We start from the raw sequence: 19,610 nt of genomic DNA on the forward strand, positions 1-19,610 counted from the left end.
CAGTTCTTCGCCTTAAGTTGATCCAGCAACCTGATCAGTGCTGCTAAACTCGTTACTCAGGTCACAGCTCTCAAGGTCGTACAGCTATGCGTGTGTTGATAACAGGAAGGGTGATGAAATCCGTCAGATCCCTCGCGTTCTTGTTGGTTCTGCCATTGTTATCGGGCGCTTTACAAGCGGAAATAAAGGTCGCTATTGATGAGGAGTACGTAAAACTGGCGCCTTACATCATTGATGACTTAATCGAGGCGTATAAATTGGCAAACATACCGGCCAGTTTCACGGTATTGCCCGGCTCACGGGCGATCGCCCTGGCAAATGTGGGCGAGTACGACGCCCTGGACGCCCGCTTCAAGAACACGGAACCGGTCAAGAATATGATTGCTATCGACGTGCCCATCTACTTGCAAAATGCCTATTACGCCTGGGGCATGGGCAAGGAAACCAACCTCGATTCGGAAGCGCTCAAAGACATGACGATATCTGCCAGCCGAGCCAGTGCCTTTGCGCAAGATCTGGCGAGCAAAGGTTACACCATCGTTTTTGTCGCTAACGAGGAGACGGCGTTAAAAATGGTATTGGCCGGACGTGTACAGGCAGCCCTGTACAGCGATTATATTTTTAACCAGCAAAAGGCAGCCGGTATCACCGGGCGTGCCAAAGCGGTATCTGCACCGTTGTACTCAGAATGGCTTTACCACCATGTTCATAAAAGCCACGCCGACCTGGTGCCAGCGCTGGAAGCCGCCATTCGGGAATTGAAGGGTCAGGGCTTGTTTGGCCTACGATAATTGCTGCGCACAAAACAGTTCAGCCGTGGCAAGCGCATCGCTGAGAGCATGATGTTGTCGGTACAGTGGCAGCCCATAACGCGCCCGGCATGCGTTCAAACTCAACTGCACCTGGCTATCCAACGGATCGTCCTTATGCTTGTCGCGTTCCAACACGAGTGTGTCGTAGACGGGAACCTTAGGCAGCGACACACCCAAACGGCGGGCATAGGTTGTCAGGAACTTCATATCGATAGTGGCGTGATGAAACACCCAGGCATCGGCCAGCAGTTCATGACTTAACCGCCGCAACCAATCTGCGAGCGACTCACCTTGAGATTCTCGTTGGGTATCGGTGATGAGATGAATATGGGCGGAATCCCCTACATCGTCGGCCATCAGACTCGAGGGTAAAAAATAGTGATGTTCGGCGCTGCCTAGCTGAACCCGCCCTTGATGAATCTGCACACAGCCCGCGCTGACAATGGAATCCGCTTCCGGATTCAACCCGGTCATTTCCAGATCAATCACCAGATAGCGGGTTTCCGGGAAGGCTTTCTTTTGTAAGCGTATCCGACTAAACACCACTGCCCCGCAGATAATGCTGAGCCAGTGCTTTTTGTGCCCGTTCGATAGCTTTAAAAGCGTTCTTCAGATGTGCCCGACGCAACGGCGACAGCGCATCTGGGTTCATAAAATTACTGCTGCGCTTATGTTGCTTCAGTTGTTGGATTTGATTTTCCAGCTTGAGGTCATTGAGCAACAGCCAGGCTTCACGGAGACTGTCGCGTAACGGTTTTTGCAACAGCGTTTCACCGGTCTGAGTCAATCGTGACAACGTGCCGGGCATCAGATTCCCTTCGCTAAGCGCCACAATGCGAGCCAAATCATTGATTAACGCAATGCCCTGATGTTTCACATCCAACTCGTTTTCATGCTCACCGGAATCCGCGACGATGAAAGAACGGAAAAACCCCAACGGGGGTTTCGTGCGTAAGGCGTTGCGTGTCATGTGCATAAAAAACAGATCACCGCGCTGCAATTTTTCAGACAACGCTCTGTGCAATTCAGATAACCATTGCTGCGGTCCCACCACAATACGCATATCAAAAAAGATACTGGCGTGCAGCAGGGCTTCTGGTTCTGGGGTGTCGATCCATTGTTTAAACGTTTGCTGCCACTGCGGCAACGTTTTTCGCCATTGTGGATTTTGCGCCATGATGTCGCCCGGACAAAGGTCATAACCAAACTGGTCAAGCCGCTGACAGACGGTCGCGCAGAATGCAGAAAAATAGTCGGCTTCACTCGCATCCGGCTCGCGTTCCAAAATTAAGCCATTGTCTTGATCCGACGCGAACGATTGATCTTTTCGAGCTTGGGAACCAAATGCCAGCCAGGCGAACTCCATGGGCGCCGGACCATGCTCCTGCGTAGCCAGTAACAGTGCTTTGCGGACAAAGGCGTCGCCGATGACCGCCAACGACTCACCGATTTCCTCAGGAGAAACATCGGCCTGAATCCAATACTCCATCAAACCGGGGACTTGCTGCTGCAACTCAGCAATTTTTTCAGGGTTCTTTTCACGGAAGATGCGATCCACAAAATGGATTAACGACACGCTGTGCGTTCGTACAATGTCGGTCGCGGTCACTACCCCAATGGGCAAACCCTTTTCCAGAACCGGTAAATGATGAATACCGGCGTTTGTCATGCGCACCTGCGCTTCAAGAATCGCCGCGTCAGCCGGAATGGTCTGAGGTTCAAAAGTGGCGATACGGGTAATGGGCAGATTCACATCCAGCGCTTCGGCAACGACCCGATTACGCAAATCACGGTCAGTCACGATGCCATGCAAGCGCTTGTCTTCCACCAGCAATAAGCAACTGACTTTGTTCTCCCGCATGATCTCTGCCGCTTCACGAATGCTGTTGTGAATAGAGCAATAGACCAGTTTATTTTGAATCAGGGTACGGACGGGCTGAGTATGTTGCATGTCGAATTTAGCGGTAGGCTGCTTCTCAAAAACCCGATGGCTGCGATACCCCACCAGTTTTTCAAAAAAACGACGGATGCTTTTATTGCTGTCGAGCAGTGCCAGAAAATCGGCTTTAGGCAACCGATACACCAGCGCATCTTCAATCACATTGACGCGCAGCTGATCTTTGTTTTCAACCATCGATGTTGATACCCCAAAGCATTCACCTTCACCAATGCGATCCACCAGATGCCCGTCTTCATCGACGATATCAAACGCGCCGGTGCGCACCAGGTAGACGCACGCATCGATGGGCACTGTCTTGTTGGCCCGCTGAGGTAGATATTCAATATCCAGTTTTCTGGCGAGTTGCCACTGTTCGTCGGGGTCGAGTACGGAAAAGGGTAAGACATCGGCAATAAAATCGAGAATGTCTTTGAGATCGTCTTTCGTGGCTTGGTTCATAAAGAATCCGTTGACGATAATTTTTTGAAGGGCCTGTTAACCTTCGCGAAAAGCGAAACGTTTGTCAAACTATCAGCTCGCGGTAACCAGCGGCTGAGTAAAAAACTGTCAAAAAAAAGTCACGGCGCCCATGCGCCGTGACAGATCTGCTTAGTGCGCGGTTGCGGCACCCGATCCTTTTGGATAACGGATGGATTCCACCACGTCCTGCACTTCGTCAGGTGCATCGCCAGTCACTTTATGGACCGCAAATGCGACGACGAAGTTGAAGATCATACCCAGAGTACCGATGCCTTCTGGTGAAATACCAAACCACCAGTTGTCAGACACGTTCGCCGCTGGGTTGATGAACTTGAAGTAGATGATGTATGCCGCGGTAAAGGTAATACCAACGATCATGCCACTCAACGCACCTTCTTTGTTCATTCGCTTGTGGAAAATACCCAGAATAATGGCTGGGAAGAAACTCGATGCGGCCAAACCGAAGGCGAAGGCCACCACCTGAGCCACAAATCCTGGCGGGTTAATACCCAGATAGCCGGCCACAATAACGGCCACCGCCGCTCCCATTCTGGCAAACAACAGTTCCTGTTTATCGGTGATGTTCGGCATCAGGTTTCGTTTCAACAGGTCATGCGAAATCGATGTTGATATCACCAACAACAAACCTGCTGCCGTGGACAACGCCGCCGCCAAACCACCAGCAGCCACCAGCGCCACAACCCAGTTCGGCAATTTCGCAATCTCAGGATTCGCCAGTACCATGATGTCGCGGTCGATCTTCATTTCGTTACGACCATCGGCAGCATAGAACATGCGACCATCATTGTTTTTGTCTTCCCACTTAATCAGACCGGTTTTTTCCCAGTTACTGATCCAGCTCGGCGCTTGTGAGTAGAGCGTACCGGCACCGTCTTCACCGTTAATGGTGTTGATCATGTTCACCCGCGCAAACGCAGCAACGGCTGGTGCGGTGGTGTACAGGATCGCAATGAAAATCAACGCCCAACCGGCAGATTTACGAGCGCCCGCCACAGACGGTACTGTAAAGAAGCGAACGATCACGTGCGGCAAACCGGCAGTACCAACCATCAACGCGGCGGTAATGAAGAACACGTCAATCATCGGTTTAGAACCTTCGGTGTACTGTGCAAAGCCCAGTTCGGTTGACAATCCATCCAGTTTATCCAGCAAGTAACCGCCGCTTTCTACACTGCCACCAAAGCCCAGTTGTGGGAATGGGTTGCCCGTCATTAACAGGGAGATGAAGATCGCAGGCACCATAAAGGCGAAGATCAGTACGCAGTATTGAGCCACCTGAGTGTAGGTAATGCCTTTCATGCCACCGAGTACGGCGTAGAAAAACACGATAACCATACCGACGATGACACCCGTGGTAACCGGCACTTCCAGGAAGCGAGAGAACACCACACCCACACCACGCATCTGTCCGGCGACGTATGTGAACGAGACGAAGATGGCACAGACAACCGCAATGGTACGAGCGGTTTGGCTGTAGTAACGGTCGCCGATAAAGTCAGGAACCGTAAACTTACCAAACTTACGTAAGTAAGGCGCCAAACACAGCGCCAGCAGCACGTAGCCACCGGTCCATCCCATCAGGTACACCGAACCGTCGTAACCGGCAAAGGAAATAATACCAGCCATGGAAATGAACGACGCCGCAGACATCCAGTCGGCTGCGGTAGCCATACCGTTAGCAATAGGCGGAACGCCACCACCGGCTACGTAAAATTCACTGGTTGACCCAGCCCGCGCCCAGATAGCGATACCGATATAAAGAGCAAACGAAAGCCCGACGAGAATATAGGTTAAGGTTTGAATATCCATTTAGTCGCCCTCAGTCTTCGTGCACGTTGTATTTACGATCGAGTGCATTCATCTTTCTCACGTAAACAAAGATCAGCACGATGAAGGTATAAATTGAGCCCTGTTGCGCAAACCAGAAGCCTAATTTAAAGCCAAATAAACGGATTTCGTTCAGCGCATCCACCAGTAGAATCCCAGCGCCATAAGAGACTGCGAACCAGATGGCCAACAGTGTCAGCATCAGTTTCACATTTTCCCGCCAATATTGTTTGGCGTGTTCTTTTGTTTCAAAGCTCATCGCATTCCCCTCCAGTATTGTTGTTTTAGTGGAAGCCGCTTCAGCAAGAACACCCTGCCTGTTTACTTCCGGGAGATAAGCACGGAATAAGCTATCACCGCCTGTCGGCTTAAGCTGTTCGACTTTGGTCGAGAATACGACTAAAGGTTAGTCCCGTTGGCAACCGAGGCGACTTAAGCAGACCGAAACCGGTAATGACCGTCTAAGGTACAGAACGAGGGTGATCGAACGTGTGTTTATAGGCAGAAAAGCCGCGAAATATGGTCTAAGCTAGGCGGATATGACAGTGCAACGACACTATTCGATGAAATTTATACACCTGCTGTTCTGCATACTCATCGGCTCCGGATTCCTTTGGGCAGAACAGGGAACTGAGACCGTCACACTGCAATTGAAATGGAAGCACCAATTTCAATTTGCCGGCTATTATGCGGCTCAGCAGCTGGGTTACTACCAAGCGGAAGGGTTCGACGTTAAGTTTCGCGAAATACCCTCGGGGAAATCGGTTTTTGATGAGGTTATAAACGGCAACGCAACCTTTGGCATTGCCGATGCCAGCATCGTGTTACAGCGACTGAATGGCCGCCCTGTGGTCATCCTCACCACGGTGTTTCAACACAGTCCTCTGGTGTTCCTGACTCGATCCGAAGACGATATTCTCAGCCCCTACGAACTGCGTGGCAAACGGGTCATGTTTCAGCGCAATGATAACGACGCCAGCTTAATCGCAATGCTCACCACACTGGGCATTACCGAAGACCAATACACCTGGGTACCCAGCAGCTATAACAGCCGCGCCTTACTCGACGAAGATATCGACGCGATGTCCGGTTACCGGACCAACGAACCTTTCATTTACGACAAGCTTGATCAGCCCGTACGCCTGCTGGATCCCATTAATTACGGCATCGACTTCTATGGTGACCTGTTGTTTGCCCATCAAGCTTATGTCGAACAGTTTCCGCAACGCGCTAAGGCCTTTGCCGAGGCCAGCTTGAAAGGCTGGCAGTATACGGTAGAGAATCCGCAACAGGTCGTAGACTGGATTCTGGAATACTACGGCAGCGAAAAAACACTGGATGAACTCAGCTTTGAAGTCCAGGCGACGTTGCCGATGATCGCCGCAGACTTTGTGCCTTTGGGCACCTTCTTACCTGAGCGTTTCAACCGCATTGCCAGTGTGTACAAATCCGTCGGTTTTGCGGATGAGGGCGCAACGTTGGAAGGCTTACAGCTGGAGAACTACCTGAAGTCCAACAACACATACAATAAAAACTGGCTCGAATTTATGTTGATGGTAGCCGCTGTCTTCCTGGTAATTCTGCTGTCGCTGTGGATGATCAATCGTCGACTGGCCTTTGAAGTGAAACAACGCACACAGGCACTGGAGATTTCCAACCAACAACTGGAATACCTGTCCGAAACGGACCACCTGACCGGCATTGCCAACCGCTTTAAGATCGATTCGATTCTCTCGGAAGAATGGCACCGGTTGGAACGCTACAAAGCTCCGTTGTCGATTATCATTTTTGATCTCGACCATTTCAAAGACGTGAACGATAAATACGGTCATCTGGAAGGCGATAAAGTGCTGCAAAATGTTGCCGCCTTAACAATGAGAAACGTACGCAATGTCGACAGCGTGGGGCGCTGGGGTGGCGAAGAGTTCATTGTAATTTGCCCGAGTACCGATGCCGAAGGCGCCATGCAAGTTGCCGAAAAACTGCTGGAAGCGTTTCGCGAAAAACCCATTCTGGGCGACATACGTGTCACGGCCAGTTTTGGAATCAGTTCATCTGCACCAACGACAGGTGACTTAACCGACCTGATCAAACAAGCCGATGCGGCACTGTACCGCGCGAAACAAAGCGGCCGAAACCAAATTCAATTGGCCACCTAATACGACGGCAAAAAAAAGGGCCGTGAATACGGCCCTGTGCTAGTGAAGAGTTCTTACTTAATCCAGTACTTACCCCAATGGGTAATGTCATACTGACTCGCACTGCTGGTCGCTGCGCTGCGTAACATCATCGCCGCAGGATCCGTTTCAGCTTCAGCCGCCGCAATTTCATCGTCGATCTTACGGGTTGTGTGCGCAAAGACACTGGTAACGTAAGCAATCGCATCGGCGTTCACTTCCAAAGCGCGCTCGTTCACGTTGAAAATGTCATCGCATTCGCTGTGGTAACACTCGTCAAACGCAACGTCGGCATCCCCACCATAGATCGCGGCCTGTTCAGCGCTCTTAACGCCCTCAGCACCGGTGAACAACCCACCAAAGGCAACGCCCTGCTGGAAGAACTCTGCGTAGTCCGAACGGAATGAAATTTCCGACCCTTCAAATGGCTGACCGCGCAGATTGAAGTATTGCTCAAACATGGCTTCGGTTGCTGCAGACCCTGCTGGACCGGCCAAATCGAAATCGGATCCGTCGCCATCGTAAATGCCGTTAAAGAAGTTTGGCGAACCGATCATGTCGAAGTTCAGGTAAACCTTGATTTTGGCCAACTCTTCTTCGCTTAAGCGTTGAACGTATTCGGTTGAACCCACCAAGCCGGCTTCTTCCGCACCCCACCATGCGAAACGTACCTTATTCTTCACGCGCGCGTGCTTCAGCAAGTCAGCCATTTCTAAAATAGCCGCACTACCGGTACCGTTATCATTGATACCCGCACCTTCGAAGACGGAGTCCAGGTGCGCGCCGATCATAACGACGTTATCCGGGTTACCCCAACGGGTTTCGGCAATCACGTTATCAACGGAGCGGACTTCGCGCAGAACGTCGGCCATCATGCTCAGCGTTAAGCCGTCGGTTTCTGACCATGCCACGCCGTTGTCGTATGTCGCAAAAAACACCGGTATGCCACCGCTGTAGCCAGCACCCAAGGTTGCACCGATCAGACCCTTACGGTCCTCGCTGTTGCCCTGGTTGAAAATAATGGCACCCACAGCACCCGCTGCCGCTGCGTTTTCAGCCTTGGTTTGGAACGCACAGGCGCCCCGCTGCAATAACGCAATGTTACCTGCCGTAAAGCCGGCGAAGTCTTCGGCTTCACAGCCACTGGTAGAACCATTGCCTTCACCCAGGTCGAGATCAACCGCCTCAACCGTGGCCGTTACATCACCCGCTTCGGTTTGCGATAAATACGTAAAATCCACGTCCCATTCATAGCTCACTGGGTTTGGCGTTAACGCGCTGAGCGTACCATCGCCATTTTCGTAGAACGCATTAAAGTCAAACGTGTCGTAAGTGACGCGATAACCCATGTGTTCCAGTTCGCTGGCTACATAAGCCACGGACGCATCGTAGCCGTCCAATCCGGCTGCGCGTGTACCACCGTTTTCGTCTGCAATGTCTTGCAGGGCTTCCAATCGTTCCATCACATTGTCGGCTTGCATACAGCGCGGCATTTGAAAGGGAGATGCACCAATGGCAAAACGACACTCCCAAGGATGCGTGTTGTTTTCGCTCCAGAAGCGGTCAATAAAGGCGGATACGTGAGGGGGAATTTCTTTTGCCATTGAGTGAGTGCTGATGGATAGCGCAAGGGACGCACCGGCCAGCAATACAGATGTTTTTATTATGGATCGCATAATTTTCTTATCTCTCGGTATGAAAAATTATGCCTGTAACCACGACCATTGAATGACTCTCCTAATTCAATGATCTACAAGCGTGACTCCTATTTGTACGGCTGAATCAAATGGAACCTGCACGTTAACAACGTCGCCTCCATGTCGTGAACCACCGAACGAAAAAAGTTTTGGGTGCCAGTGTAAAAAGGAGCTGACGAATCCTTGGTTTTTAACGATATTCGCAACAGCTATGTGAACCACGTCTAAAAAATACTCGTGAAATTATTGTTGATAACGGGCCAGGTGGTAATTGACGTAAACGATGAAAGAACGGTCCGGACCTATGTCATTTCTTTGGTGCGAGCCCCATATCATCGAGGCGTAAGAGAATAGTAGTTTTCTGCTCCTGCTTAACCAGTTGCCAGGGCCTATTTTCCTGCGCCCCAATCATGGCGTAGAGCAGGTTTAGACTGACGGGTACGCCCGCCTGCTTCATATCCCGGTAAAGCTCGAAAGGATCCGCAGCGAGGAAGTCCGCTGCGGTGGTGACGCCAATCGTGGCCAGCATCTGCGCGCTCTTTGGACCTAGTCCAGCTAAATTGGCAATCGACATGAATCGAGGAACCCTATTATCCGTTGCTTAATAATCGAAACTATCAGGGCATATCTGCTCTGCATATCGGGAAGACGAAATAGAATAAGCATCGGTTCCCTTCGATATCTGAGAAATGGTGCTGTAATCCGCGGCTAATTGAATACTGATGGATACGGTCACATCCTGCATTCCCGTACCGTAAGACGACTGACTGATCGATACATCCTGTGACGTCAGCTGGTAATCGGCCCAGTCATGCTTGGCAGCCAATGTGTTGATTTCATCGATCTTATTTTTATAAAAAGCACCAATATCTTCGTCGCGCTTCATGATGGTCATGTAATACAGTGACACCATCTGGGTTTCGCGAGTGGTGCATTCGTCCGCCAACGTGGTGTCGGCAAATGCCAACGGCACGGACAACAGAGAGGCCAGAATGGCCGTGCTGGTAAATTGAGTGAAGAATTTCATAGTCGATCCCTGAAAATTAATCGGATCGCCATTATGAGAGATTTTAATTTTTCGGTCACACAAAAAAATCCCAAGGTCGCGTAAAGGTCGCGACAACTCAAGACGCTAAAACGACCTGATTACGGCCGTTTTCCTTCGCTTTATACAAAGCGCTATCGGCCAACAGGATCAGCCGTTCGGAATGGTTTACGGTCTCGTTGCAACCGGCGACACCAAAACTGGCGGTCACGGAAGGGAGTTCATGTTCTTCAATTTGTGCGATGGCCAGTCGCATTTTTTCCGCAACCTGACCGGCAGCCTCTAAATGGGTTTCAGGCAGTATGACCATGAATTCCTCTCCGCCCCATCGTCCAAGGACATCCATTTTCCGTAACAGCGTTTCGACGACCTGTGCGACCCGGATTAACACCCGATCACCGGCCAGATGTCCATGATCATCGTTGATGGTTTTAAAATGATCGAGGTCGAAGATAATCACCGACAGCGCTTTGCCATAGCGTTCGAACCGCGCCCACTCGACCGACAGCACCTTATCCAGTTTTGCTCTATTTGCGATACCCGTTAGACCATCGGTTTCTGACATCCGCTGTATCACTTTTTTCTCGGTAATGTCGGTTGCCGTGGATCGATAACCCGTGATTTCTCCGTGGGCATCCTGCATAGGATCGATGTATAAAAATACCCAGAAATCTCGGCCGTCTTTATTCCGGTATTGCAATTCGCCCTGCCAGCTTTCACCCTGAAATACCTGATCTAAAATCGCCTGCCGTTTGTCGAGCATGTGCGGCGCCACCAACTGATGGGAAGTCATGGTCGCCAATTCGTCCTGACTGTATCCGGACACCTCGGCCAAAGCCGATGATGCCTGCAAGAAATGCCCTTCCCGATCGACCACCGCTGAAATGACATAGCGATCGGTCAACTCCAACTGATGCGACAAGGCTTGATTCGCCTGATTCAATTCCGCCGTTCGCCGCTTTACCGTTAAGCGCAATGACCGCAGCACAATAATCAGCACCGCCAGCGCGACCGTTAAACCCAACGCAACGGAGGCAATAACCTGCAATAGCCGTTGATTGGCCTCCGATTCACTGCGCAGGTAATCCGACAAAACCAGGCCGCTTAAATCGGCATTGTCCGGTGCCAGGTTCAGCTGTTTGTAGATATCGGCAATACGTTCAAAACGTGCCGGGTTCAGGCTGCCCAAAGCCACAAAGTTCGGCGCCACCATCTGTTCTATGATGTTAGCCTCAAAACGCAACGCGGCTTCACTTTTGTGGCTCGGGTACTTGTCCTGTAACCAGCCAATGACTTCTTCTTTATGCGCGAGTGCGTACTGCCAGCCTTGTAAGCTGGCATCGCGAAATGCCTGCACTCGATCCGGATTGTCTTTAACATACTGTTCATTGCTGTAGAGCAGGTCACCGTAAAAGTCGATGCCGTAATTCGCGGGGCTGATCACCTGAACGTCGAAACCTTTTTCCTGATACAAAAAAGGCTGATTACTGAGGTAGGCCGACATCACATCGACCGGCGTCTCTTCATGGATGAGGGCAAAGTTGTCGAAATTGTGCGGCACCAATTGGTATTCGAACTGGCGCACACCCAAGGTGGTTAACATGGCTTGTATTGCGGCGTCATCGGCACCGAGCTGAAACATGACTCGCTTACCGATCAACTCGTAGGGGCTTAAGATGCCACTGCCTTTTAAACTGATCAGCACCAGGGGTGAATGTTGGAATATCGTCGAGAGTACAACGACGGGGTTCCCCTGCAAGCGCTTCACAACAATGGAGGCATCGGCCAAGCCAAACTCAACGTCGCCGCTGATCACCGGCTCAAAAAGGTCGGTTCCGCCACTGTATTCAATGAGCTGCGTGTCGAATCCCGCCTCGGCGTAAAACCCTTTTTCAATCGCGGCGTAGTAGCCGGCAAACTGAAACTGGTGCTGCCATTTCAACTGCAGGCGCACAGGTTGGAGGGTACTGTCGGCAAACACAGAGGCCATTGCGATCAGTGATGATAACAACAGCAGCCTCAGGGTCAGTCGGGCGGGCAAGCAAGGACGAGCAGACATGCTGAATAACGAATTCCTGAGTCAATACTCATTAAGCGTAGAAGCTGACTGCTACATTGCAATGCGGCAAACAGAGCCAAAGCCCGCCAATTCAACAGTTTAAGACAAATATCGGCCTTTAATGTGCTCCAGGAAGTAGCGTGAATTCAGCGTTTCACCGGTGGCTTCGACCATCAGATCGTCATAGCTCAATAAGCAGCCTTTCTCCCAGATGTTGGCCGACAGCCAATCGAATATGGGTTGCAGCTCCAACCGGCCAATTAATTCAGCCGCATTAGGTACCGCTTGCACCAGAGCTGCATGAAGCTGCGCTGCCGTCATCGCCCCTAAGGTATAAGAGGGGAAATAGCCAATTGCGCCGGAAGGCCAGTGAACGTCTTGCATCGGACCGTTTTTAAAGTCGCCTTCGGTATTCAGACCCAGGTAATGCTGCATGGCGGCGTTCCACCGGTCCGGGATATCTTTCACATCAGCCTTGCCCAGAATAATGTCGCGTTCGAGCTCATAACGCAGAATGACGTGCAGTGGATATGTCACTTCGTCGGCATTCACGCGGATCAGCCCCGGTTTTACCTCGGTATAGAGCTTACGCAGGTTGCCCGCCTCGAACGCTGGGTCACTGCCTAAGTGTTTCTGAACTATGGGGGCAATGGCGTTGATAAACGGCGCCGAGCGGCCCATCTGCATTTCAAAAAACAGGCTCTGACTTTCGTGCACGCCCATACCCATGCTCTGCCCCACCGGCATGTAGCGCCAATCTTTGCGTAAGCCGGTTTCATAACGGGAATGGCCGGTTTCATGGATGATGCCCATTAACCCTTCTACGACGTTGTCGGCCACATAACGGGTGGTTATTCGGCTGTCATCCGGCACACCGCCGCTGAATGGGTGAGCCGCTTCATCCAGCCGGCCGGCGTCAAAATCAAACCCCAGTACCGCCATCAACTCATTCGCCAGCGCGATCTGTTTCGATTTATCGACCGGCGCCTGTTGTTGCATGGGCGCACCACTGGCCTGCTGCTTTGCCAATACCTGTTGCAACAGTGTCGGCAATTCGGCTTTCAGTTCGGAAAAAACGGAATCCACCCGCGCCAACCGCGTGCCCGGATCGTAAATATCCAACAGGGCTTCGTAGGCATTCACGTAGCCTTTTTCTGCCCGCAGTGCGTTGTCCAGCGCTTGCGCTTCCTCACGAGCCAGATCAAAAACCTTCTGCAATGTCGGTTCAAAATCTTTCCAGTTGTTTTCGGCGCGCAATGAACGCCAGGCATGTTCACATTCATTGGTGATCATAGCTTTGGCTTCCACCAATTCTTTTGGCACGACGTTCGCCTTTTTCCAGGCTTCACGCATCTGGCGCAGGTTTGCCTGCTGCCAGGGTTCCAACGCGTCCTGGTTCTGTTCGGCGGCGTCAAACGCGTCAGCCATGGCAGGCTGCTGAATAATTTCGGTGGCCAAGACCTGCAATTCGGCCATGGCCCGGCCACGAGCTTCGTTGCTTTTAGGGGGCATCATTACTTGTTGATCCCAACCCAGCATACTGCCTGCGTGTTCAAGTTGGGCCAGCCGGTAGAAGGTTTTGGTCAGCGTTTCATAGCTCATGGAAGCAGTCCTTAATGGCGAAAACAGAGTTGCGGCTACCCTAGCGATAAAGCCCGGCTTTGTCACCTTTACAGCAATGCGACGCGGGCAGCCGTTGCGTAAATTATTCATTGCACGTTGAAAAATTAAGCGTATATAGGCACTTCCGACTAACCTAGTTTGCACACCCTTTAATTACCCAGAATGGAACCTGCTGATGCAAAAAACGCTGATCGTATCTGATGAGCTGTCTGACCTTGAATCGTCTGAATTTCAGGCCATCTCCTTTGCCACCTATTTGCGCGATTATCCGAAAAAAGGAGAGCCCAAAACCCGGGTGATTAACCTTTGCGACGCCGGCACCTATTTGAGCCAGGGCTACTATTGCTCCTTGCTTGCCGAAGCGCGTCAGCATCAGGTTATGCCTTCAGTGAAAGTCATCAATGCGTTGCGTCAAAAACAGGGTGGCGCCAAACAACGCCTGAACATCACGCATCTGAACCTGGGCGAAAAGGGGGATACCCCTTTCTATTGTTTCTTTGGGACGGCTTCCGATGCGCAGTTCAACAAACTGGCGAACCTGGTGTTCCGTACCTATTCAGCGCCGGTGTTGCTGGTTACTGTATTAACGGAAAACAAGCAGCAGTTTGCGCAGGTTGAACGCGTCTCGATACCGTCGTTAACCGAAGCGCTGAAACAGCAGTTTTATATCGAACTGAACCGCTTTACTCAGACGATCTGGAAGACCCAACTGGAGCATCGCAAGATGCGCTGGGAGTTGGCCATTCTGGTTAACCCGGCGGAAGAAAACCCGCCGAGCGATAACAAAGCACTGGAACGTTTTGTGAAAGCCGCCCGGCAGCTTTCTATTAACGCGCAACTGGTCACCAAAGACGAGTTGACCGACCTGTCGCATTTCGATGCGCTGTTCATTCGCGAAACCACCGCGATTGACCACCACACTTACGAGCTGGCCGTGCAGGCCGAAGACGCGGGTCTGGTGGTTATGGACGACTCGCAATCGATTCTGCGTGCGTGCAACAAAGCCTTTTTACACGATGCCTTCAGCTACCAGAAAGTGCCTACGCCGCATACCCGTATACTGCATGAATACAACGAGCAGACACTGACGGATCTGGAAGCGGAATTTGGTCTACCCCTGGTGTTAAAAATGCCTGAGGGTTCGTTCAGCCGTGGCGTGTACAAAGTAAAAACCATCGATGAACTGCGCGACCGCTTAAACGAGCTGTTTCAGTTCAGTGCACTGGTACTGGTGCAGGAATTCATGTTTACCGATTACGACTGGCGCATAGGTATTTTGAATGGCCGCCCGCTGTACGCGTGCCGCTACAAAATGGCCCGCAACCATTGGCAAATTTACAACCACGGTGCCAAGACCGGAACCTCCGGCGGCTTCGATACGCTGCCCACCTTTGAAGTGCCGAAGTCGGTGTTGGATGCCGCGTTAAAGGCTGCCCGTATTGTCGGCAACGGCCTCTACGGCGTTGACATTAAAGTAAAAAACAGCAAACCCTATGTGCTTGAAGTGAACGACAACCCGAGCATCGACCACGGAGTGGAAGATGTTTATCTCGGCAAAGAACTGTACATGCAGATCATGGCTGAATTTCAACAGCGGCTGGAGGCACGGGGCCGCTCATGAGCGACACGCCAACCTTAACGATTGAACGCGCCACCGCTCATCACCTGAACGCCTTGGTTGCGCTGGAAAACCGTTGCTTTCAATCGGATCGCATTCACCGGCGCAGCTTTAAACGCTGGCTGGCGGATGAAGACGCCATATTTTTAGTGGTGACCGCCGACGAAGATCTGGCCGGTTACGGGCTGGTGTTGTGCAATCGGGGCACGAAACTCGCACGGCTGTATTCCATTGCCGTGTCACCGGATTTTCAGAAACGGGGCATTGCGCAACAACTGTTGCAAGCGCTGGAAACCAAAGCCAAACAACAGCAACGGTTGTTTATGCGATTGGAAGTGGCGCGCGCCAACACGGCGGCGTACCAACTCTATTTGAAATTGGGATATCGGGTGTTTGGTGAGTACGCCGACTACTACCAGGACCACGATGACGCCATTCGGATGCAAAAAACCATTTACACCGCCGAGCCCAATACCATGGCCAGAACATTGCCGTGGTATCAGCAAACCACCGAGTTTACCTGCGGCCCGGCAGCGTTGATGATGGCCATGAGTTATAACGCCGAACACAGTGTTCCGCAACAAACGCTGGAGCTTGCCATTTGGCGTGAAGCCAACACCGTGTTTATGACCAGTGGGCACGGCGGCACACACCCCTTCGGCCTAGCCCTGGCCGCGCATCAGCGTGGCTACAACACCGAGGTGCGGGTTAACACCGAAGATGTCCTGTTCATAGATGGTGTTCGCTCAGCCCACAAAAAAGACATCATTGCCCTGGTGCACAACACCTTCCTAAAAGAAGCTCAGGACAACGGCATCGCCATCGACTTTCAGGCTCCCACCACCGACTGGATTCGGGACTCCATGCAGCAAGGGTATACCGTTTTGGTGCTCATCAGCACCTATCGCATGGACAAGAAAAAAACACCGCACTGGGTTGCCGTGACCCACATTGATGATCGCTGCATTTACGTGCACGACCCCGATGTGTCCGACAACCAGCTTGCGGTCGATTGCCAGCACGTGCCTATCGCGCTGGAAGACTTCGACAAGATGACGGCCTTTGGCAAACAGAAACTGAGAACAGCCATTGCCATTAAACCGGCTGCGGCCAGCTAAAGTGAGGGTCTTCGGGCCCCTGTTCGCAACCTGCGTTCAGTTGGCTATACTGAAGGGCACCACTAAAAAAGTCCGTCGATCTCTGCGCCTGTGCTAGAGGCGTGCAAAACAAGGCAAACACTGAAGGGAATGACGAGTCCTTTTAAAGGTGTTTAATGATGGTTTTTGCATTGCCAGCCCGCGCTCTATGGGGACCTAAGAACGTTCTTAACTCCAGAGTCAGATGGACTTTCTAGAGGTGCCCTTAATTAACGCTTTTACCGTGGGTCTTCATGAACCAAAGAACACCGATACTGCCCTGGCTACTGGTGACACTTCCAGGCTTGTTACTATTAATTGTTTCCATCAATCTGGGCTCAAAGAATGGATGGAACCCCAACGCCGAACTGCTGGACCTGCTGGCCGAATCGGTCTTAATGGTCATACTGCTGATGTGGATTCGCACCGCGTCCATCCTGAAGCGCCAACAACGCACCTACTGGGTTTTTATACTGGGTGTATTTTGCCTGGTCTGGCTGATGATTCTGAAAATGGTGGCCGAGTTTGCCCTCGTGCAACCGCTCGGTATGCAGATTTTAGAAACGGTTTTTGCAATTGCCGGAATTACACTGCTGTCTTTCGGTGTTGCGGCCTGGGGCCGCGACTACCGGATTCTGATTGAAGAAACAGAGGAAAAGAAAAACCAGTACAAACAATTAAGCCTGACCGATGCCCTGACTCAATTACCCAACCGCGCCGCTTACAACAAACAAATACAACGCCTGACATCGCAAAAAACCGACTACATTTTGGTGCTTGCCGACCTCGACCATTTCAAGCAGATCAATGACCAACACGGTCACGACGCAGGCGATGCCGCTTTGCAGCAGGTGTCTAAAACGTTACGCGCCAGCTGCCGTGGCGACGAAGAATGTTTCCGGATTGGCGGCGAAGAATTTGCCATTTTCCTGACCCAATGCACGCTGGAACAAGCCAAAGACGTTGCCGAACGCCTTCGCTCGGCGATTGAGTCAACGCCAGTGGCATGGCAAGACAGCACCATTCAATGCACGGTTAGTATCGGGCTGTGTTTCAGCCAACAAGGGGAGAGCCCACAAACCACTTATCGCCATGCCGACGCCGCGCTCTACCAAGCCAAACAGGAAGGGCGTAACCGTGTGGTTGTTTCGTCGTAACCCGTCGAAGGATGAGCAAGGCGTGTGTTTCACGGACTGGCGAATCCTTTTTAAAAAACAAAAAATCCCCAGTCATCGGTCTGAAGAACCCGGTGGGCGGGGCTGAAATGGCTCCGGCTGCCTTCCTGCCAAATCAGTTAAACATCGTGTAGTTCTTCGATCCTCGCCCTGAACCAAAATCTACGCGGGTGAATAAGTTGCGCGTTTTTACAAACGACTGAGCAGTCGGTGTTGGTAGGATCTCTTTCGCTTTTGTCATATTAAGAAAACCTGATAAGGTCGCTTCTTCGATAAACAGACATCGATCAATAACCTCACCAATATTCTCGATTTTTAGTTCATCTATCAGCGAACTGAAATTGTAACGTTGGAAATTCTTGGAAGCCACGCGACTAACGGCCCAATCCTCCACAGCTATAATTTGCTGCCTCTCGGGCACGAGACGGCTTTCTGATATTTCCCGATTTGTTGGCTCAATAGAACAAACTTGCCGCCAACCCATGGTTTCAATTCGAGTCATCTCTCCAACAAAATAGAGCGGAACTGCTTCTTCAGTTTCTCCGACAACCGTATATATCGTTTTCAGGTTCCACCCCTCAATCATCACGCATGCTAAAGCTCGTTCGTAGATCAATCGATAAAGGCGATCAGACTCATTTTCTATATCCGGGTCATAACCCGGGTCCGTTGGTCGAATACCTTCGTTATCAAAAGCGTGACTCAGCAAACATCCTTGCCAACGTTGATCATCTTTAGAACGTGGCAGTCCCTCACAGTCTAGATATTTCTTGTACATATGCCTTCCCTGACCGGACAAATCAGGACTGTTGGTCTTATAGTCTGTAATGCGTCCTTGTCTGAGCAATTCTTCCGCAATCATAAAGGTCTGACTTGGTAAGTAGCCTAAGTGTTCATATGCAGCTTGCACAAGAGTCGCTGTTGTAAAAAGTGCAGGAGGATTAATCTTAACTCTCCCTGTAACGCTACTTAAAACCTTAACATCCGAAATGCTGAACAACGCCTTCTCTAATCGAATAGGATCATTCATCAAATCCAGCCCGTTTATTGACAAATCCCGATTCAGTTCAACCACTCTCTTATTGCCAAGCTTTAGCTTAAAGGCATCTTGATAAACGCCTTTTCTCTCCAAATAGCCTTCTCTATCTACGACTAACTTCAAAACTTCAGCATTCCTGGGCGTTATATTCAACGAGGATAGAAACTGACTGTCCGAATCGGCAGTCATTGCACTCTTTGCGTTTAAACTCGTAATACGGAGGGCATCTTTCATAAACACAACAGGCAAATCCACCCATCCAGGTGAAGTTAATTTACAACTAAATATCCGGAATCGACAACCACCAACTTTCAACGCACAAAAAATCCGGTATGTTAAAGTCTTTCGCGATTCATCGTTGACATCTTCAATGAGGACCTCATTGATTTTCTGAGATAAATCCATCAAAACACTCACCAGGTCAGCACTACTGACTTCTATAGAATCGAGTGAGGCGTGACTATGCCCATTTACTGCACTAGTAAACATGTCAAATATTTCTAATGCGGCTTTACGTATCGAGAACAAACACCAGTCGGATGCTAACAATGATGAAAGTTTCGCAGCCACTTCAGGCGAATCTACAATCAATATTTTCATCATATAATCTCGTTACCACCCTCTACAGATAAGTCTCAACCTTAGAAATTGTTTTACTTCATCAAAATACTTTCAGGATTAAGGGCGCCAGTAATTGAACATAGTCCAACTGCTTACTCGCTTTTTATAAAAAATCGTTTGGTCTAAATCCTTAATACCCAGGCCACTGCAACTGCTTGATGACTCAAAAAAATCCCAGCATAAGTGGGCAAAGGCCAGCAAGAGAGATGCCATGTAAAAAACACTTTTGTAAACCCACAATAACTTTTCTGGAACTAGGGCAACTCTGAATAATTGCTATCTACCTCAGCGGGTGAAGAAATGCGCAAAGTTCTAGGCAAGTTCTGCAGGCAATATTCAAT

At 50.7% G+C, this 19,610-nt stretch carries 15 protein-coding genes; 5 read left to right on the forward strand and 10 right to left on the reverse strand.

What is annotated here, in order from left to right; genetic code table 11:
* The first annotated feature begins 113 nt into the window (after positions 1–113).
* Positions 114–791, forward strand: coding sequence for an ABC transporter substrate-binding protein (locus IYN85_RS23910; RefSeq protein WP_196161492.1), 678 nt, complete (start codon positions 114–116; stop codon positions 789–791).
* On the opposite strand, the gene IYN85_RS23915 is transcribed toward IYN85_RS23910, so the two are convergent.
* From IYN85_RS23915 to IYN85_RS23930, 4 genes are all read right to left on the reverse strand, one after another.
* The gene (locus tag IYN85_RS23915) at positions 783–1,355 is read right to left on the reverse strand and encodes a 3'-5' exonuclease (protein ID WP_196161493.1); all 573 of its coding nucleotides are present in this window, start codon (positions 1,353–1,355) and stop codon (positions 783–785) included. The two genes, IYN85_RS23910 and IYN85_RS23915, sit on opposite strands and share 9 nt — an antisense overlap.
* Positions 1,348–3,210, reverse strand: coding sequence for a DUF294 nucleotidyltransferase-like domain-containing protein (locus tag IYN85_RS23920; RefSeq protein ID WP_196161494.1), 1,863 nt, complete (start codon positions 3,208–3,210; stop codon positions 1,348–1,350). Before IYN85_RS23920 ends, IYN85_RS23915 begins: the two co-directional genes overlap by 8 nt.
* Positions 3,211–3,360: 150 nt before the next feature.
* Positions 3,361–5,061: a sodium:solute symporter family protein gene (locus IYN85_RS23925; RefSeq protein ID WP_196161495.1), complete on the reverse strand. Its 1,701-nt coding sequence runs from the start codon at positions 5,059–5,061 to the stop codon at positions 3,361–3,363.
* 10 nt (positions 5,062–5,071) lie between these two features.
* Entirely contained in the window at positions 5,072–5,338 is a 267-nt protein-coding gene (locus tag IYN85_RS23930; RefSeq protein ID WP_196161496.1) for a DUF4212 domain-containing protein, read from the reverse strand.
* A gap of 304 nt (positions 5,339–5,642) precedes the next feature.
* On the opposite strand from IYN85_RS23930, the gene IYN85_RS23935 reads away from it, so the two are divergent.
* Positions 5,643–7,238: a GGDEF domain-containing protein gene (locus IYN85_RS23935; protein ID WP_196161497.1), complete on the forward strand. Its 1,596-nt coding sequence runs from the start codon at positions 5,643–5,645 to the stop codon at positions 7,236–7,238.
* A 53-nt stretch (positions 7,239–7,291) separates the two neighbouring features.
* Here IYN85_RS23935 and IYN85_RS23940 read toward each other — a convergent pair whose 3' ends face one another.
* The 5 genes from IYN85_RS23940 to IYN85_RS23960 form a co-directional block, all read right to left on the reverse strand.
* Positions 7,292–8,932: a M28 family metallopeptidase gene (locus tag IYN85_RS23940; RefSeq protein ID WP_304627162.1), complete on the reverse strand. Its 1,641-nt coding sequence runs from the start codon at positions 8,930–8,932 to the stop codon at positions 7,292–7,294.
* Positions 8,933–9,260: 328 nt separating this feature from the next.
* Entirely contained in the window at positions 9,261–9,527 is a 267-nt protein-coding gene (locus IYN85_RS23945) for a TfoX/Sxy family DNA transformation protein (RefSeq protein WP_196161498.1), read from the reverse strand.
* A 27-nt stretch (positions 9,528–9,554) separates the two neighbouring features.
* The gene (locus IYN85_RS23950) at positions 9,555–9,980 is read right to left on the reverse strand and encodes a hypothetical protein (RefSeq protein ID WP_196161499.1); all 426 of its coding nucleotides are present in this window, start codon (positions 9,978–9,980) and stop codon (positions 9,555–9,557) included.
* Positions 9,981–10,077: 97 nt separating this feature from the next.
* Positions 10,078–12,057 carry a diguanylate cyclase gene (locus tag IYN85_RS23955; protein ID WP_196161500.1) on the reverse strand — a complete coding sequence of 660 codons (1,980 nt, stop codon included), beginning with the start codon at positions 12,055–12,057 and terminating at the stop codon, positions 10,078–10,080.
* Between the two features lie 99 nt (positions 12,058–12,156).
* Positions 12,157–13,659 (reverse strand): carboxypeptidase M32, encoded by a 1,503-nt coding sequence (locus IYN85_RS23960; RefSeq protein WP_196161501.1) that lies wholly within the window; start codon positions 13,657–13,659, stop codon positions 12,157–12,159.
* 196 nt (positions 13,660–13,855) lie between these two features.
* On the opposite strand from IYN85_RS23960, the gene IYN85_RS23965 reads away from it, so the two are divergent.
* The 3 genes from IYN85_RS23965 to IYN85_RS23975 all read left to right on the forward strand — a co-directional run bounded on the left by IYN85_RS23965 (position 13,856) and on the right by IYN85_RS23975 (position 17,591).
* Positions 13,856–15,301 carry a RimK family protein gene (locus IYN85_RS23965; protein ID WP_196161502.1) on the forward strand — a complete coding sequence of 482 codons (1,446 nt, stop codon included), beginning with the start codon at positions 13,856–13,858 and terminating at the stop codon, positions 15,299–15,301.
* Positions 15,298–16,416 carry a GNAT family N-acetyltransferase/peptidase C39 family protein gene (locus tag IYN85_RS23970; RefSeq protein WP_196161503.1) on the forward strand — a complete coding sequence of 373 codons (1,119 nt, stop codon included), beginning with the start codon at positions 15,298–15,300 and terminating at the stop codon, positions 16,414–16,416. Before IYN85_RS23965 ends, IYN85_RS23970 begins: the two co-directional genes overlap by 4 nt.
* Positions 16,417–16,688: 272 nt before the next feature.
* Positions 16,689–17,591, forward strand: coding sequence for a GGDEF domain-containing protein (locus IYN85_RS23975; protein ID WP_196161504.1), 903 nt, complete (start codon positions 16,689–16,691; stop codon positions 17,589–17,591).
* A 133-nt stretch (positions 17,592–17,724) separates the two neighbouring features.
* Here IYN85_RS23975 and IYN85_RS23980 read toward each other — a convergent pair whose 3' ends face one another.
* Positions 17,725–19,251: a DNA topoisomerase gene (locus tag IYN85_RS23980; protein WP_196161505.1), complete on the reverse strand. Its 1,527-nt coding sequence runs from the start codon at positions 19,249–19,251 to the stop codon at positions 17,725–17,727.
* Between the last annotated feature and the right edge of the window lie 359 nt (positions 19,252–19,610).

Source organism: Reinekea sp. G2M2-21, assembly GCF_015687175.1.
In the GTDB taxonomy this organism is placed as follows: Bacteria; Pseudomonadota; Gammaproteobacteria; order Pseudomonadales; family Natronospirillaceae; genus Reinekea.

Coding starts and splice junctions, on each gene's coding strand:
- IYN85_RS23965 (WP_196161502.1), top strand. CDS start 13,856: ATGCAAAAAACGCTGATCGTATCTGATGAGCTGTCTGACCTTGAATCG.
- IYN85_RS23925 (WP_196161495.1), bottom strand. CDS start 5,061: ATGGATATTCAAACCTTAACCTATATTCTCGTCGGGCTTTCGTTTGCT.
- IYN85_RS23910 (WP_196161492.1), top strand. CDS start 114: ATGAAATCCGTCAGATCCCTCGCGTTCTTGTTGGTTCTGCCATTGTTA.
- IYN85_RS23975 (WP_196161504.1), top strand. CDS start 16,689: ATGAACCAAAGAACACCGATACTGCCCTGGCTACTGGTGACACTTCCA.
- IYN85_RS23945 (WP_196161498.1), bottom strand. CDS start 9,527: ATGTCGATTGCCAATTTAGCTGGACTAGGTCCAAAGAGCGCGCAGATG.
- IYN85_RS23940 (WP_304627162.1), bottom strand. CDS start 8,932: ATGCGATCCATAATAAAAACATCTGTATTGCTGGCCGGTGCGTCCCTT.
- IYN85_RS23950 (WP_196161499.1), bottom strand. CDS start 9,980: ATGAAATTCTTCACTCAATTTACCAGCACGGCCATTCTGGCCTCTCTG.
- IYN85_RS23955 (WP_196161500.1), bottom strand. CDS start 12,057: ATGTCTGCTCGTCCTTGCTTGCCCGCCCGACTGACCCTGAGGCTGCTG.
- IYN85_RS23960 (WP_196161501.1), bottom strand. CDS start 13,659: ATGAGCTATGAAACGCTGACCAAAACCTTCTACCGGCTGGCCCAACTT.
- IYN85_RS23920 (WP_196161494.1), bottom strand. CDS start 3,210: ATGAACCAAGCCACGAAAGACGATCTCAAAGACATTCTCGATTTTATT.
- IYN85_RS23935 (WP_196161497.1), top strand. CDS start 5,643: ATGAAATTTATACACCTGCTGTTCTGCATACTCATCGGCTCCGGATTC.
- IYN85_RS23970 (WP_196161503.1), top strand. CDS start 15,298: ATGAGCGACACGCCAACCTTAACGATTGAACGCGCCACCGCTCATCAC.
- IYN85_RS23980 (WP_196161505.1), bottom strand. CDS start 19,251: ATGATGAAAATATTGATTGTAGATTCGCCTGAAGTGGCTGCGAAACTT.
- IYN85_RS23930 (WP_196161496.1), bottom strand. CDS start 5,338: ATGAGCTTTGAAACAAAAGAACACGCCAAACAATATTGGCGGGAAAAT.